Here is a 14,957-nt window from a genome sequence, read left to right as displayed (position 1 = left end):
ACTTACCTTATTCATTTTTTGCAGGCATGGTGCTAATAGGTTAGAGTATTCTTTGAATACGCGTTCACCGCTTTCACCATCATGATTGTTGACGATACACTGAGGGAGGGCATGCAGGCCCCTGGCCTTGCGTACAGCAGGGAGGAGAGGTTAAGGCTGGCAGGCCTGATATCAAGAGCAGGGGTGCGGTCTGCAATAGTTGCCTACCCCCCTGCCCACCCCTCTGAGGCCGAGTTCACTGAAAGGGTCGTTGAGATGCGGCTGTTCAGGGAGGTATTCGGCCTTGGGAGGACGACCGTTCAGGACGCAGAAACGGTATTCAGGACAGGCGCGGGCATCGCGATGCACCTGCCCTTCGACCTCGGCCACCTGGACAGGGCCATGGAGGCGGTGCGCTACGCCAGGTCCACAGGGCGGCCCGTTGCCGTTGCCGTGGTCAACGTGAGTGAGTGGAGCCTGGAGAGGATAGTCGAGATTTCGAAGCGCCTGGACTCGCTTGGTGTAGACATCATACAGCTTCCGGACACACTCGGCCAGGCCACACCAGGCAGGATGAGGGAAGTGGTCTCTGCGGTTGCCTCCAGTGTCGGGGCCTCTGTGGAGGTGCACTGCCACAACGACAGGGGGCTTGCGGTTGCCAACACTCTGGCCGGCCTGGAGAGTGGCGCCCAGAGGGCTGACTGCACCATTATGGGCATAGGGGAGAGGAACGGCATAGCGGATCTTGCAGCGGTCTCTGACTTCGCCACCAGGGCACTGGGCAGCGATGGCCTGGACATGGATGCCCTGGCAGAGGCCTACAGGTACCTTGCGTCCATACTGGTCAGCAAGGTAGGAGAGACGTTCCTCTTCGACAACCTGCCATTCTTCGGCGCAAATGCCCAGAAGCACACTGCCGGCACCCACGCTGCCTTCAGTGGGGTCTTCAGGGCGTCGGAATTCAGCATCAACGTATATGCCGGAAGGGCAATGGTGGAGCAAATACTGGCATCGAGGGGCATCGGTGCGTCCGAGGCTGAGATAAGGGAGGTCCTGGCAAGGGTGAAGGACGAGTCTGCCAGGAGGGGCGTGTGCCTGAAAGTGGATGATGTTGTAAGGATCGCGGGTGATGTCATTGGTAAGGGTCATTGAGATAGGCCACATAGTCGCCGGGCCAACAGCAGGGCTCATATTCTCTGACCTGGGCTTTGAGGTCATAAAGGTGGAGAGGCCAGGCAGGGGAGACATCGCAAGGGAGCTAGAGGGTTCCAGCGCAGGCACCTTCCCGTTCTTCAACAGGAACAAGAGGAGCGTGGAGATAGACCTGAGGCAGGCATCTGGTAGGGATGAGTTCCTGGAACTGGTGAGGGGCTCCGATGTGGTGATCGACAACCTTGGGCCAGGTGCCATGGATGCCCTGGGACTAGGCTACAGGAAGCTCAGGGAGGTGAACCCCCGGATCATATACCTATCGATCAAGGGTTACGGCTCGGGCCCGTACGAGGCCAGGAAGTCGCTGGACTTCCCCATAGAGGTACACAGCGGCCTCGCGTACATGACCGGCCTGAACGGTAGGCCGCTCCGTGTGGGCGCTTCGCTCGTTGACATGGGTGCAGCACTTTTCGGTGTGATAGGAGTCCTTGCAGCCCTCATGGAGAGGGAGAGGACTGGTGAGGGAAAGTTCGTTGAATCGGCACTCTTCGAGACGGCCATGTTCTTTGTGGGGCAGCACATCGCCACGTACCAGGTCACAGGAAGGGAAGTGCCACCGTTAAACGAGGTGGGATTTTCCTGGGGCGTGTACGATTTCTTCAGGACATCGGACGGGGTGGATGTCTTCGTGGCTGTGACCACCGACGAACAGTGGAAGGCATTCTGCAGGGAGGTAGCGCCGGAACTCGACAGGGAAGAATACAAGACAAACGCCATGAGGCACAGGCTAAGGGGTGAGCTGATACCCAGGATCTCCGAGATAGTGGCATCAATGCCGTCCAGTGAACTGTCCTCAAGGCTGGCCAGGGCAAACGTCGGCTTTGCGGAGCTCAGGAGGCCCTGGGACCTGCTCGTTGACGAGCACGCGAGGTCAAAGATGGTCGAGGTGGAGTACGGGGGCAGGAGCATCCTTGTCCCCGGAATACCCATAGGCGGTTCCCGGCCAGGGAGGGCACCTGCCCTGGGTGAGGGCAACGGCATGATGGGTGAGGGGAAGAGCAGGGCTGGAAATGTTTAATAGCAAATACACACTGATATCCTAACATGTATCTTCTGGACTTCACGGTCAGGAGCAGCTGCGGGCTATCCGCCGTTGCAACCAGGACCGATGCCTCCCTGTTCATACTGGACGTCTTCCGCATGGAGCCGTCGGTGAACTCTGTTGCGGCCCTGACGCTCTCCAGGGATCTTGGGGAGATAAGGAAGGCCCTGTCCAGCGACTTCACGAAGTTCAGGATAGAGGCAGACAGAAAGGCCACCCTGATAACCGGCAGGAAAAAGGGCCACGGTGTCATGGATGCCATAATACTGGGCGGGGGCACACTGGTGTTCCCGGTCATCGCCACAGGCGGAACCGAGAGGTTCAGGGTAATAGTCAGTTCCAGGGGGGACGCAGAAGGCATAATGTCAAGCGTTGAGAGGCTGAATGACATAGAGGCATACACGTACCAGAGGTGCAGTGCGCACGAAGCTCTCGAACTCATGACACTCAGGGGCTTCACCCCTTACGCCCTCGGCCTCACCGAGACGGAGTGGAGGATTATGAAGAGCGCTTACCTGCACGGATTCTACAGCTGGCCAAGGGAACTGGACGCTGACAGCATAGGCTCCATGTTCAACATATCAAAGGTGACCGCACTCTACCACCTGAGGAGGGCGGAGGGCAAGATCGTTAGGGCCATTGTGGAAAGGTTCACCTGAATACGATACTGCAAGGACATTTTCTTTTTAATTAGTTATAATGTCCAATTATATACACCCACCACCTACAACCATGGATGGAAGAGAATAAAGGGTATGAGGGGAGCATTGCGGACAGACTGGAGAGATTACCCTTCAGTAAGTTCCACAGAAACTTCCTCCTGATGCTAACCAGTGGGGAGTGGGCAGAGAGCCTCATGCTTCTGGGAAACGGAGCCATACTGAGCCTCGTGGCAGCCTATTTCTCCCTGAAGGGGGTGTACTCGACCTATGCACTGCCTGTGCCTTTCTTCCTAGGTGAGTTCGTTGGCTCAATATTCTTCGGTAGGCTGGCCGATGCCAGGGGTCGTAAGGCCGTGTTCCTGTACAACCAGCTGCTCTTCGGCACCGGCATGCTCATCGCCGGCTTCATGCCTCTGTGGCAGCTTGTTGCATTGTTCGTCTTCATAGGCGGCATTGGGGTTGGGGGCGAGTTCCCGCTGGTGGACAGCTATGGCACGGAGGTGTTCAGGGGGAAGCAGAGGGGTGCCAGGCTGGCCCTTATCTATACCATAGCCGTGACGGCAGCACCACTCATCGTTTACATCACCTCGCTCACATCACATCTGGGCTACTACTCCTTCAGGATACCGCTGTGGATCATGGGCGTGGCGGGGTTTGCTGTCTGGGCAGTGAGGCTAAGGCTTACGGAGTCGCCGAGGTGGCTCGAGGTCCACGGGCGCTACAAGGAGGCAGACGCCATAATGAGGCAGATAGAGGACAGAGTGAAGAGGGAACTGAACCTGAAGGAACTCCCTCCCCTGTCATCAAAGACAAACATTGTGGAGAAGCCTTCGAGGTTTGCTGACATTTTTGCTCCAGACGTGAGGCGCACAACCCTCATGATGGCCATATTCCAGTTCTTCCAGTCAGGCATATTCTACGGCTTCGTAACCTTCGCGCCGGGCATAATATCCGTATCGTTCCCGAAGAGTGACCCACTGGGCTTTGCTTCCATAATCTTCTCCGGCTTCGTTGTTGGCAGCATATTCAACATATTCATAATAGACAGGGTCGAGAGGAAGATGGGCATAATAGCGTCTGCCATACTTGGGGGCGCGTTCGGCACACTCTTCGTTATAGTCCACACCCTGCTGCAGGCAGTGGTCTTCGGCTTCCTCACGTCATTCGCCCTCTGGAACTTCAGCAACTTCCTCCACCAGTACAACGCAGAGGTGTTCCCGACCAGGGTGAGGACAACCGCGTCAGGCTTCGTCTATGCGCTGAGCAGGGTTTCCACATCGATCCTCGTCCTCCTGATCGCGGCCTTCATAAAGCCGCACGGTAACCTGGCGGTCTTCGAGTTCATATGGTTCCTCGTTGCAATTGTTGTCGCAGACCTCCTGATCCTCGGGCCCAGGACCACCAGGAAGATGGTGGAGGAGATAGCACAGTGAATTACGCATGGGAACAACAACATTTTTACAGTTGTGAAAAAGGTAAAGGAGAGGGCTGAGATGCCATGCTGTGTCACGGGCAGGTAGGGTATCCCTTCTCCTTTTCGGCGTCACGCTGACCGCCCAGGTGGCCGGGAGCCTGGCAAACACCTCCTTCTCCCCACTGGACGCATTTTTCAAGTCGGCATACGACCTGACACAGGAGCAGGTGGGCCTTGTCCCGAGCTTCACCTTCCTGGGGGTTTCAGCGGCTGCGATTCCATCTGGCTACCTGGTGGACACTGCCGGTCCCAGGGCAACGCTGCTCTTCTCTATGTCCCTGATGACGGTGGCCATGGCCATGACAGCACTTACCAGGGGATTCACCCTACTCCTGGTCTCCTACCTGCTGATAGGTCTCTCTTACGGTATGGTCACGCCCTCAACCAACAGGGCCATAATGGACGCATACTACCCTCACCACGCCAAGCTGCTGGGCCTGAAGCAGATAGGCGTGCCGATAAGCGGCTTCATAGGCGCGATTGTGTTCCCTCCGCTGGCACTGGCCCTTGGCTTCAGGATCAACTACGTTGTCATGGCGTCCCTGTGCATAGCCACAATAGTGATGCTGGCCAACTCGCATGCCATGGGGAGGAAGGGCAGGAGGGAGCCGTTCAGGAGCCTTATCCTGTCGGCCCTGAGGCACAGGGTGCTGCTGATGGTGAGCATAACCGCCATGTTCTACGCATGGGTGCAGCAGACGCTCCTTGCCTACTATGTGATATTCCTCCACGGCAGGGGCCTGGCGCTCGAACTGGCAGAGCTGAGCCTTTCGGTCGTGCTTTTGGGTGCAATAGCGGGCAGATCCCTGTGGGCGGTGCTGAGCGAGAGGCTCTTCAGGGGAAACAGGCGCCTTTTGCTATCGGCCATCGGTGGCCTGGCAGGCCTGGTGGTGCTCGCACTCCCGGCACTCCCGCCGGTTTTTCCCGCAGACGTGGCCTACGCCTTCCTGGCTGGTGCAACCTCTGTTTCGTGGAACGGTGCATACGTCACCTCCATTTCTGAGGTTGGTCCAAGGAATGGCGTAGGTGTGTTCAGTGGCCTGAGCCTGACCATCATAAACCTCGGTGCTGTCTTCGGGCCGCCCATGTCCGGGTACATAGTTGACAGGTTCCACTCGTTCGTGCCCATGTGGCTTGTGCTTGGGGCCCTCGAGGCATCCGTCAGCCTGATCTTCTTCCTCCTCTTCATGAGGATAGGGAACACAGGGAAGGAGCCTGTCCCGGGCAGCTGAGCCGCGTTCGTAGCTGGAAGGCATCTGCTACACATATTTGGGTAATAATCCTTTAATACTATCAAAAAATATTGAAATATGGTATCCGGCAAGGTAAAGTTCGTGCAGTACGACATAACCGGCAGAACCACGATGGATGGGGCCGGTGTGAGGCTCAGGAGGATATTCGGGAGCCAGAGGACAGTTAGCATAACAGATCCCTTCCTTCTCATGGACAGCTTCGGCTCTGACAACCCGGCAGACTACATCAACGGGTTCCCCTGGCACCCGCACAGGGGCATAGAGACCGTGACTTACCAGCTTGACGGCAGGACAGATCATGAGGACAGCGTGGGCAACAAGGGCACCATATACCCGGGTGACGTGCAGTGGATGACAGCGGGCAGCGGCATATTCCACCAGGAGATGCCACACGGCCTGGAGAGGAGGAACCCGAGGTTCCAGGACTCGCTTACAGGCAACCCGGACAGCGTCACTGGCTTCCAGCTCTGGATAAACATACCTGCAGACGAGAAGATGAAGAAGCCAGTTTACAGGGGAGTGACGAAGAAGGAGATACCTGTCGTTAAGGACGATTACGGCTCAACGGTGAGGGTCATAGCCGGGAAGTACCTCGACGCTGAAGGCACCCTCCAGCTGAACAGGAGGATAGACCCCAAGTACTTTGACGTTTCGATGCAGAAGGAGAGCAGGTTTGTTAACTATATAGGCGAGGGTTACACAACAATCGTGTTCTTGATCTCCGGAAAGGCCTACACCGAGGTCGATGCAGAGCTCGTGCCTGGGCATGCATATATACTGTCCAGGGAAAACGACATGGTCAGCATAGAGACGGATGAGGAGCCGGTGAGGTTCATCATGATAGCGGGAAGGCCCCTGAACGAGGAGATCGCCTGGTACGGGCCAATAGTAATGAACACGCAGGAGCAGATAGAGGAGGCACTCCTGGACCTGCAGAGGGGGACATTCGTCAGGGACAGGGAGCCTGTGTTCCTGTGAATTTCCCGTCTTTGTAATTTTTAATTACTTAATTGCATATACTCACGCATGCCATCCGGCACACTGCGGCCCATAGAGGACATAGTGGAGGAGTGCGGTATAGGCAGGGAGCACTTCGAGCCATACGGCAGGTACATGGGCAAGGTCGACCACAGGTACAGGGGAAGGAAGAGGGGAAGGCTCATTCTGGTCACAGGCATCAACCCCACCCCGGCCGGCGAGGGAAAGACAACGACGACCATAGGCCTCACACAGGCCCTGAGGCGCCTGGGCAAGGACGCGGCGTGCGCCATAAGGGAACCGTCCCTTGGCCCGTGCTTCGGCGTCAAGGGCGGTGCCACTGGCGGGGGCAGGTCCATGGTTGAGCCCAGCGACAGGATAAACCTCCTCTTCACCGGGGACTTTCCGGCAGTGAGCGCTGCACACAACCTCCTCTCTGCACTGATAAACAACCACATGTACCACGGGAACCCACTGGGCATGGAGCCCAAGGGCATAATGTTCCCAAGGACAGTGGACATGAACGACAGGTCTCTGAGGAGCATAATAGTGGGCGTCGGGGAAAGGGCAAGCGGGGTCATGGCGCCGGACAGGTTCGTGATAACGCCAGCCTCCGAGGTCATGGCGATACTCGGCCTCTCCACTTCCATAGGGGAGCTGAAGGAGAGGCTGGGCAGGATTGTGGTCTATGCAAGGGGGAAGAAGGTGGTGAGGGCCAGTGACCTGAGGGCCCAGGGTGCCATGGCCGCACTCCTCAGGGACGCCATGGACCCGAACATCGTCCAGACCACGGAGGGCGCACCGGCATTCGTGCACACCGGGCCCTTCGGGAACATCGCCCACGGCACGTCAAGCATAACCGCTGACCTGATAGGGCTGAGCGCATTCGACTACCTTGTCACAGAGGCAGGCTTCGGCTCAGAGCTCGGTGGCGAGAAGTTCTTCGACATAGTCCAGGCGCAGGGGAAGTTCTCCGTCAACGCAGTCGTTATTGTAGCGACCATAAGGGCGCTGAAGCACCATGGCTCGGGTAGCATTGAGAAGGAGGACGTGGACGCTGTTGTCAGGGGCTCAGATAACCTCCTGAGGCATGTGGAGATAGTGAGGTCATTCGGCATAGACCCGGTGGTGGCAATCAACCTCTTCCCCACTGACACAGAGAGGGAGCTGAAGGCCCTGGAGGAGATACTCGACAGCCACTCCGTGAGGCACGCCCGGTCCGATGTCTACGCAAAGGGTGGCGAAGGGGGCATTGCACTGGCACAGGAGGTGCTGAGGTCGGTGGGAGACTACACCATTAGGAGGGCCTATGACAGGAACATGGACCCGAGGGAGAAGATAGAGGCAATAGCCACAAAGGTCTACGGAGCTGGCAGAGTGACGTTCACAGAGAGGGCCCTCTCAGACCTGAGGCTGGTGGAGAGCACAGGCATGTCAGATGCGTACGTGTGCATGGCAAAGACGCAGTACTCGCTCAGCGATAACCCAGCGCTTCTGAACGCTCCAAGGGGATTCGAGGTCAGGATCTCGAGCATCTCGCTCTCCGCAGGGGCAGGATTCATAGTGCCCATGCTCGGAGACATAATGACGATGCCAGGCCTGCCAAAGGTGCCAGCATCCGAGGGCATAGATGTGGATGAGCAGGGAAACATAACCGGCCTCTCATAGAGAGAGGCGTTCCCTCACCCCCCTCAGCCTCCTCACCGAGAGTATCGCTGCGGCCACCGACAGGTTGATGGCCATTATTATGCCCCAGAAGGTGTGGTGGTGGCCACCTATTGACTGTAGCATCTCGCTGCCCATGAGGGGTGCCAATGGGGAAATGAAGCCATTGAAGAACTGCAGTGTGCCGAAATAAGCACCCCTCCTCTCAGGGGGTGCCATCCTCGATACCAGGGAGTTCATGACAGGTGAGATCGTGTTCTCCCCAAGGGTCAGGAACACGGTGTTCCCTATGAGAAAGAAGATGTTGCCCGACACAGAGTAGAGGAAGAAGGCCACGCCGTATATAACGGAGCCGAGGCCTATCCTCAACACCTCATCGATCCTGCGGAGGAGCCTGTTCATGGGCAGCTGCAGCACTGCAACCGCTACTCCGTTCGATGCGTATATGGCGCCTATCATCAGGTTGCTTATCCCGTACTGGCTGCTCAGGAAGAGGGTGAGCGTTGTCCCCCACTGCCCTGCACCGAACCAGGAGAGGGATACGAGCAACACCACGAGTATGAAGACCCTGTCATCCCATGGGAAGTGGAAAACCGCCCCCTCCACGCCCCCGGCCCTGGTGTCCTGCCTCACTATGGCCCAATAGAGGAGCGTTTCGCAGATTGCAGCGATGGCAGGCATGGCGAATATGATGTGGTAACCCAGAGCACTGAGAGCGCCCCCCAGCACTGGGCCTGCGGAAAACCCTACGTTGGCGGAAATCCTTGTAAGGCTGAAGGCAGTGATCCTCTGGTCCAGTTCCGTGGCGTGGGTGACCACCACGCTGTCCGCAGTGGCCTGCACGGTTGCCAGGGGGAAAGAGGATATGAAGGCAGCGTAGAGGTATATGCTCCTTGCTTCGCTGTAGACGAGGAACGACATGGAGAAGAAGACTATGGAGAGGAGAGGTGACACTGTCAGCAGGATCTTCCTGCTCCCCAGCCTGTCTATGAGGTTGCCGCCCAGCAGGGCGAAAGGGAAGGCCGCCATCGACGCCACTGTGAATATTAGGCCTATGAAGCCGTAGGGGATGTGCCTCACACGTTCCAGGTAGAGGGGCATGAATATCCAGGCAGCTGACCTGGTGAACGTCCTCATGAACTCGGCTGCTATTACAGCGGCCACCGGCCTGATGGCGACGACAGAATTCAACGAACCGGACGGCCGCATAACCGGAACCTTCCCCTTTATTCGGTAGCAGGGCACATTCAGCACCTGGCATCCAACACCTGAATGCCCACGGTGTGGGGTGCACAGGCCCTGCCCTGATACCGGGCAGAATGTGGGGGCTGTATAAAATGTTTCCACAGGGATCCGCACAAGAGAAGATACCCATCCCTGGGGTGGTGTCAAAAGTTTAAAAGAGTTTTTTACAAACACTTAATTGAATTATTGTCACACCCTAAGGGTGCCAGACGTACTTCTCATAGGATCGGTGATTGTAAGGAAGAACGGCGTGAGCCTCCAGGTCACTGTGCCCGTGAACGCCAGGAAGGTGCTGGGCCTGGAGAGTGGCGACATCCTGGGCTTCTTCTGGGACGGCGAGAGGATCGTCCTAAGAAAGGTCTCCTGAGGCGCCTCGGATGCACCGTGTAGGTCGCCGGTAAGGCCACCTACGGCCATGGCAGGCTGCCTGCCCATGGTTCGGAGAAAGAGCATCCGGGTCTCATTCCCCGTGGGGGAATACTGAAAGTGCCCTGGTGCCAAAAATTTAAAAATGCATGCAGGCATCACACTTGCCTGACAATGAATATCACGGTTGTGGGTGCTGGCACAATAGGTGAGGCCATATCTGTGGCGCTGAAAAACAGGGGCTACGATGTGACCGCCACAAGGAGGAACGTATCGAAGATAGAGACGCTGGCTGGGCTCGGCATCCGTGTCTCTTCGAAGAGCGAGGAGGCAATACTGGATGCGGACGTGGTTATCCTCTCGCTCAAGCCATACGACGTCCTTGCGTTCGTGAAGAGGAACGCCAGAGTGCTAGCGGAGAGGACGACAATATCAATGGCAGCTGCGCTCCCCATCTCTGCAATGGCCCGCTACACCGGGGACGGGAGGCTGATGAGGGCCATGACCAACATAGCGGCCAGGGTCGGCGGTGGCTTCACGGTATTCTGTGCCCCAGGCATGCAGGAGCGGGAGAAGCGGGAGTGCAGGAAGATACTGGAGTGCTTCGGTGAGGTCATGGAGGTGGAGGAGAAGTACATGGACGCGCTCACTGCCATAAGCGGGAGCGGGCCTGCATACATCCTCACCGTGATGGAGGCCATGATGTATGCTGGCCTCAAGGTTGGCCTGCCCAGGGACCTTGCCCTTAAAGCGTCCTATGAGACAATCCTGGGCTCTGCGAAGCTTGTGAGTGAGAGCGGGAACCACCCATCTGTTCTCAAAGACCTGGTCGTGACGCCCGGTGGCGTGACGATAGACGCGATCTACGAACTCGAGGACTCAGGCATAAGGACTGCGTTCATGAGGGCAATAGAGAGTGCCACCATTAAGTCCAGGAAGATCTCAGAGGAGATCGCTTCCAGGGACCCATGATCCTAGGACTTCCTTGGCTTCCTCGCCTTCTGTCCACCGGAGCCCTCAGTGCTCCTGGCGCCACCCCTTCCCGTGGCCCTGGTGGACGCCTTCCTGGTGCCTGCCACGGTTCTCTTCCTCCTCTGCCCGGGTTTCTCAGGGCTGCCCTGCCTGAGGACTGACATGGCTTCCTCTATGCTCGACGCCCCTGATATAGACCTGGCAAGCTGCTCCTCGCCTATGTAGTAGAGCCAATTCACAAAGTGGCCCTGCTGCAGGTGCCAGAGCACACAGGCCGGATCGAACCTCGATATCCTCTCCATCTCATCCGCCAGTTCCCTGGGGTTCCGGGCCATCCCCTTCACGCAGTGGTAGTAGGACCGAAAGTAGAATGGTTCCCTCTCCATGCGGATCGGATGAAAGTTACAGCAAAATGGGATAAAAATATGAGGTTCTGAGCCCCTGCACTATGGCGATCACATGAGGGTGAACTTGTAGCCATAGTGGATTATGCCGCTTTCGCCCTCCTGTGAGATGCGCCTGAAGACTGACCTGACCCTGGAACCTATCTGGACATCGCCTGGGTCACAGTCCACTATCTGCCCGGTGAGGCATGGCCCCTCGTCCAGCCTGATCACGGCCAGTATGTAAGGCTTCTGCCTCTGGAAGGCGGGCGGCGCCTCATGCACCACCGTGAACGAGACTATCTCGCCGTCCCCGGATAGCTCGAGAGGTTCCATCTTGCCTATAGATTCCCTGTGGCACACCGGGCACACGTCCCTGGGCGGGAAGTAGGTCCTCCCACAGTTTCCACACCTGCGCCCCGTGAGCCTGTACCTGTGCTCGCTCTCCCTCCATATCCTAGAAACCTGTCCCATGCTCACTCACCCACCAGGTGCACGATGGATGTCGTGCCTGTTCCTGCCATGCTGTGCAGCATGCAGAGATCCGCTCCCTTGACCTGCCTCTGCCCGGCCTTGCCCTTGAGCTGCAGGTAAGCCTCCACGAACTGGCCAACGCCCGTGGCTCCCAGGGGGTTTCCCTTGGCCTTCAGGCCCCCTGAGGGGTTCACCGGGAGGGGGTCTGAGATGCCGATGCCCTGCTCCACGAGTTCCCTTGCCTTTCCTGGCTGGGCGAATCCCAGCTCCTCTAGCAGCAGGATACCGTATATCGAATAGGAATCATGCAGCTCCACGAAGGAGATGTCCTTCAGGCTCCTCCCGGAGCGCCTGAGTGCATCCCTGGCAGCCAGCTTTGCGGATTCAATGGAGTAAACGCTCTTCCTGCTGTGTACAGCCAGGTAGTCCTGCGATATGCCTGACGACACTATCCTGATGCCGTCCAGCCTGTTCCTCTTCACGTATGACTCAGAGGCAAGCACTATTGCGGAGGCCCCATCGCTCATGGGGCTGCAGTCCATAAGGTTCAGGGGCTCCGCTATGGGCGTTGATGACATGGCCTGCTCAAGGGTTATCCTGTTCCTGAAGTGTGCGTTCGGGTTCATGGAGCCGTTTAGGTGGTCATTCACAGATATCAGAGAGAGTGTTTCCTTTGGCACATTGAAGTCATGCATGTATCTCCTGGCGGATATGGCAGCCATTGCCGCTGGAGTGGCACCGAAAAAGGCCTCCCATTCCCTGTCGAGTATGGACGAGGTTATGTCAACCACTTCGTTACCGTAGATATCTGTCATCTTCTCCACGCCGCCAACCATGACCAGGTCGTACTCCCCCGATTTTATGGCCAGGTATGCTTCCCGCACAGCAGCGGCACCCGATGCAGTTGAGGCCTCGACCCTCACGGACGGTATGTGGTTCTCCGCTATGCCCGCATAGTCAGATATCAGGGCACCGATGTTCTCCTGGCCGCTTATGGAGCCCGCAAGGCTGTTGCTCCCGTAGAGGATCTGTATGTCCTTGGCAGTGATGCCGGCCTCCTCCACAGCCTTTAAGCCGGCCTCGGTAGCCAGTTCCCTCAATGACCTGTCCCAGAGCTCACCATACTTTGTCTCGCTTGCACCTATGATGTAGACATCACTCAATGCCGTCACCCACCACTATTTTCTTCTTGAACTTCGCATACATCGCGTAGTCCAGCCACTTCACCTTGCTCAGCTGTTCCTTTATGGTTGGTGCCGCATGCCTCTCCATCTCCTCTATCCTGTCGGTCACCGTTATGTCGAATGCGTCGGAACCAGCACCTGAGCCGAAAGAAACCGCAAGGATCCTGTCACCTGGCTTCGCTATGTCGAGGATCGCTGAGAGGCCGGTCATCATGGAGCCGGAATACGTGTTACCGATCACCGGCGTGAGCAGCCCCTCCCTGAACTGCGACTCCTCAAAGCCCAGCATCTTCGCGGCCCTCGTCGGGAACTTCCCGTTCGGCTGGTGGAACACCACATAGTTGTAGTCCTTGGGCGTTGTGTTAGCCTTCTCCATCATCATCTTCGCCGCAGATGTGAGATGCCTGAAGTAGGCCGGCTCTCCCGTGAAACGCTCGCCGTGGCTGGGGTACGGCTGCCCCTCCCTCCTCCAGAAGTCCGGGGTATCAGAAGTAACAGAGACTGTGTCGTTTATCTCTGCTATTACGTCCTTCTTGCCGAGTATGAAAGCGGTGCCACCGGCGGATGCTGTGTACTCAAGGACGTCTCCTGGGGCACCCTGTGACGTGTCTGCTCCGATGGCCATTCCGTACTCAATGAAGCCGGAGTCGACCATCGCCTTCACGTTCTGCATACCCGCAGTGCCTGCCTTGCAGGCAAACTCATAGTCCGCCGAGAAGAGCCTGAAGTCCGCGCCGATGGCTGCTGCCACAATCGTTGCCGTCGGCTTTACCGCGTACGGATGGGATTCAGAGCCCACGTATATTGCTCCGATCCGCTTAGGGTCTATCCTCTTTCTCCTCAGTGCGTTCCTCGCGGCCTCCACCGCAATGGTGGCCACGTCCTCGTCTGGTGCAGGTACGGACTTGCTCAGAATATATATGCCATTCTTGATGGATTCTGCGTCCTCACCCCACACCCTTGCTATTTCCTCAGGCTTTATCCTGTACCTGGGAATGTAGGATCCATAAGTTACTATACCGGACATCCAGCGTAGTTGAAAGCTATTCTATATATAATTATTCACGAAATGAAAATCGTCAATTGCCTATGTGGATCGGAGTATGTCGTCCAGGGCCTCACTGAGCCCCGGGAACCTGAAGGTGAAGCCCTCCTCATTGAGCCTCTTCGGCACCACCCTCTTCCCGTTGGGGAGCATTTCGGCTGCCCTGCCGAACCTGCGCCGTAGTATAAACATTGGAGCTGGTATCCTGGCCTTCCCGCCCAGCTTTGATGCCAGTAGGTCTGTGAACTCCCTGAACCTGACTATCCCTGGTGCCGAGAGGTTGTAGGGTCCCTTCGAAGCTTCCCTCTCCATTAGGAAGCGTATGGCCTCCACTTCATCGGTGATGTGTATCCATGGGAACCACTGGTTGCCCGGCCTCACATAGCCTCCCAGGCCCCTCCTGAAGAGCGGGAGGAGGACTGCCATGGGGCCAGCGTCAGCCATCAGGATGGGGCACGTCCTCAGCAGGACCACACGCCTGCCGGTGTCGGCAGCCCTCATGGCCTCTGCTTCCCATCTCGATACCAGGTCTCCCCAGAAGTCGCTCCCTGCCGGGGCGTCCTCCGTCACCGGCTGGTCATCCCATCCATCGGCACCGTAGTACCCCGATGCAGACGCATTTACGAGGACATCTGGAGGATCCTTGCACGCCTTCATGGCATCAACTATTGCCTTGGTGCTCAGCACGCGGCTCCTGACCACTTCTTCTTCGTAGCCTGCCTTCCAGGGTGCAAAGATCTGGGCACCGGCTAGGTTCACAACAGCGTAGGCCCCGTCCAGGGCATCTATAGGCACCTTGCCACTGTATGGGTCCCACTGCCTGTACTGCACTGAGGTGCCACCAACCTCCCTGGAGGTGCCCCTTGTGAGGATCACCACCCTGTGGCCGGACTCGGCAAGTGACCTCACGAGATTCCTGCCAATTGCGCCTGTACCGCCTGCCACGACGACGGGATCTCCCATATATGAACATTATGCACCCCATGGATATAAAGGAGTGTAAAACTGCGTTTTACTTTGAGG

General features: G+C 57.3%; 15 protein-coding genes. 9 read left to right on the top strand and 6 right to left on the bottom strand.

Annotated elements, in window-relative coordinates; translation table 11 throughout:
• Nucleotides 1–81: 81 nt before the first annotated feature.
• From IEW66_RS03470 to IEW66_RS03440, 7 genes are all read left to right on the top strand, one after another.
• On the top strand, nucleotides 82–1,131 hold the full coding sequence (locus IEW66_RS03470; RefSeq protein WP_188680340.1) for a LeuA family protein: 1,050 nt from the start codon (nucleotides 82–84) through the stop codon (nucleotides 1,129–1,131).
• Nucleotides 1,115–2,209 (top strand): CaiB/BaiF CoA transferase family protein, encoded by a 1,095-nt coding sequence (locus tag IEW66_RS03465; RefSeq protein WP_188680338.1) that lies wholly within the window; start codon nucleotides 1,115–1,117, stop codon nucleotides 2,207–2,209. Before IEW66_RS03470 ends, IEW66_RS03465 begins: the two co-directional genes overlap by 17 nt.
• Before the next feature lie 26 nt (nucleotides 2,210–2,235).
• On the top strand, nucleotides 2,236–2,892 hold the full coding sequence (locus IEW66_RS03460) for a helix-turn-helix domain-containing protein (RefSeq protein WP_188680335.1): 657 nt from the start codon (nucleotides 2,236–2,238) through the stop codon (nucleotides 2,890–2,892).
• Nucleotides 2,893–2,969: 77 nt separating this feature from the next.
• A complete protein-coding gene (locus IEW66_RS03455) occupies nucleotides 2,970–4,328 on the top strand; it encodes an MFS transporter (protein ID WP_188680333.1) in 1,359 nt (452 codons plus the stop codon).
• Nucleotides 4,329–4,398: 70 nt separating this feature from the next.
• Complete coding sequence (locus IEW66_RS03450; RefSeq protein ID WP_188680332.1) at nucleotides 4,399–5,601, top strand: MFS transporter; 1,203 nt, start codon at nucleotides 4,399–4,401, stop codon at nucleotides 5,599–5,601.
• Between the two features lie 78 nt (nucleotides 5,602–5,679).
• Nucleotides 5,680–6,600, top strand: coding sequence for a pirin family protein (locus tag IEW66_RS03445; protein WP_188680330.1), 921 nt, complete (start codon nucleotides 5,680–5,682; stop codon nucleotides 6,598–6,600).
• Nucleotides 6,601–6,663: 63 nt separating this feature from the next.
• Entirely contained in the window at nucleotides 6,664–8,268 is a 1,605-nt protein-coding gene (locus tag IEW66_RS03440) for a formate--tetrahydrofolate ligase (RefSeq protein WP_188681206.1), read from the top strand.
• Here IEW66_RS03440 and IEW66_RS03435 read toward each other — a convergent pair.
• Complete coding sequence (locus tag IEW66_RS03435) at nucleotides 8,263–9,456, bottom strand: MFS transporter (protein ID WP_188680328.1); 1,194 nt, start codon at nucleotides 9,454–9,456, stop codon at nucleotides 8,263–8,265. The genes IEW66_RS03440 and IEW66_RS03435 overlap by 6 nt on opposite strands.
• 256 nt (nucleotides 9,457–9,712) lie before the next feature.
• Here IEW66_RS03435 and IEW66_RS03430 point away from each other — a divergent pair, with 256 nt between their 5' ends.
• Complete coding sequence (locus tag IEW66_RS03430) at nucleotides 9,713–9,877, top strand: AbrB/MazE/SpoVT family DNA-binding domain-containing protein (protein ID WP_188680327.1); 165 nt, start codon at nucleotides 9,713–9,715, stop codon at nucleotides 9,875–9,877.
• Between the two features lie 173 nt (nucleotides 9,878–10,050).
• Nucleotides 10,051–10,848 (top strand): pyrroline-5-carboxylate reductase, encoded by a 798-nt coding sequence (proC, locus tag IEW66_RS03425; RefSeq protein ID WP_188680325.1) that lies wholly within the window; start codon nucleotides 10,051–10,053, stop codon nucleotides 10,846–10,848.
• A gap of 2 nt (nucleotides 10,849–10,850) precedes the next feature.
• Here the strand turns inward: proC and IEW66_RS03420 are convergent, their stop codons facing one another.
• The 5 genes from IEW66_RS03420 to IEW66_RS03400 form a co-directional block, all read right to left on the bottom strand.
• Nucleotides 10,851–11,234, bottom strand: coding sequence for a hypothetical protein (locus IEW66_RS03420; RefSeq protein WP_188680323.1), 384 nt, complete (start codon nucleotides 11,232–11,234; stop codon nucleotides 10,851–10,853).
• Between the two features lie 69 nt (nucleotides 11,235–11,303).
• Nucleotides 11,304–11,705 (bottom strand): Zn-ribbon domain-containing OB-fold protein, encoded by a 402-nt coding sequence (locus tag IEW66_RS03415; RefSeq protein ID WP_188680321.1) that lies wholly within the window; start codon nucleotides 11,703–11,705, stop codon nucleotides 11,304–11,306.
• A gap of 2 nt (nucleotides 11,706–11,707) precedes the next feature.
• Nucleotides 11,708–12,877 carry a thiolase domain-containing protein gene (locus tag IEW66_RS03410; RefSeq protein ID WP_229657471.1) on the bottom strand — a complete coding sequence of 390 codons (1,170 nt, stop codon included), beginning with the start codon at nucleotides 12,875–12,877 and terminating at the stop codon, nucleotides 11,708–11,710.
• Nucleotides 12,861–13,916: a hydroxymethylglutaryl-CoA synthase gene (locus tag IEW66_RS03405; RefSeq protein WP_188680317.1), complete on the bottom strand. Its 1,056-nt coding sequence runs from the start codon at nucleotides 13,914–13,916 to the stop codon at nucleotides 12,861–12,863. The genes IEW66_RS03410 and IEW66_RS03405 overlap by 17 nt, the downstream gene beginning before the upstream one ends.
• Before the next feature lie 60 nt (nucleotides 13,917–13,976).
• Nucleotides 13,977–14,897, bottom strand: coding sequence for a TIGR01777 family oxidoreductase (locus tag IEW66_RS03400; protein ID WP_188680314.1), 921 nt, complete (start codon nucleotides 14,895–14,897; stop codon nucleotides 13,977–13,979).
• Nucleotides 14,898–14,957 lie beyond the last annotated feature (60 nt).

This window comes from Thermogymnomonas acidicola (assembly GCF_014646795.1).
GTDB classification, from domain to species: domain Archaea; phylum Thermoplasmatota; class Thermoplasmata; order Thermoplasmatales; family Thermoplasmataceae; genus Thermogymnomonas; species Thermogymnomonas acidicola.
The sequence above is the reverse complement of the archived record's forward strand: the minus strand, read 5'-3'. Positions and strand labels throughout refer to the sequence as shown.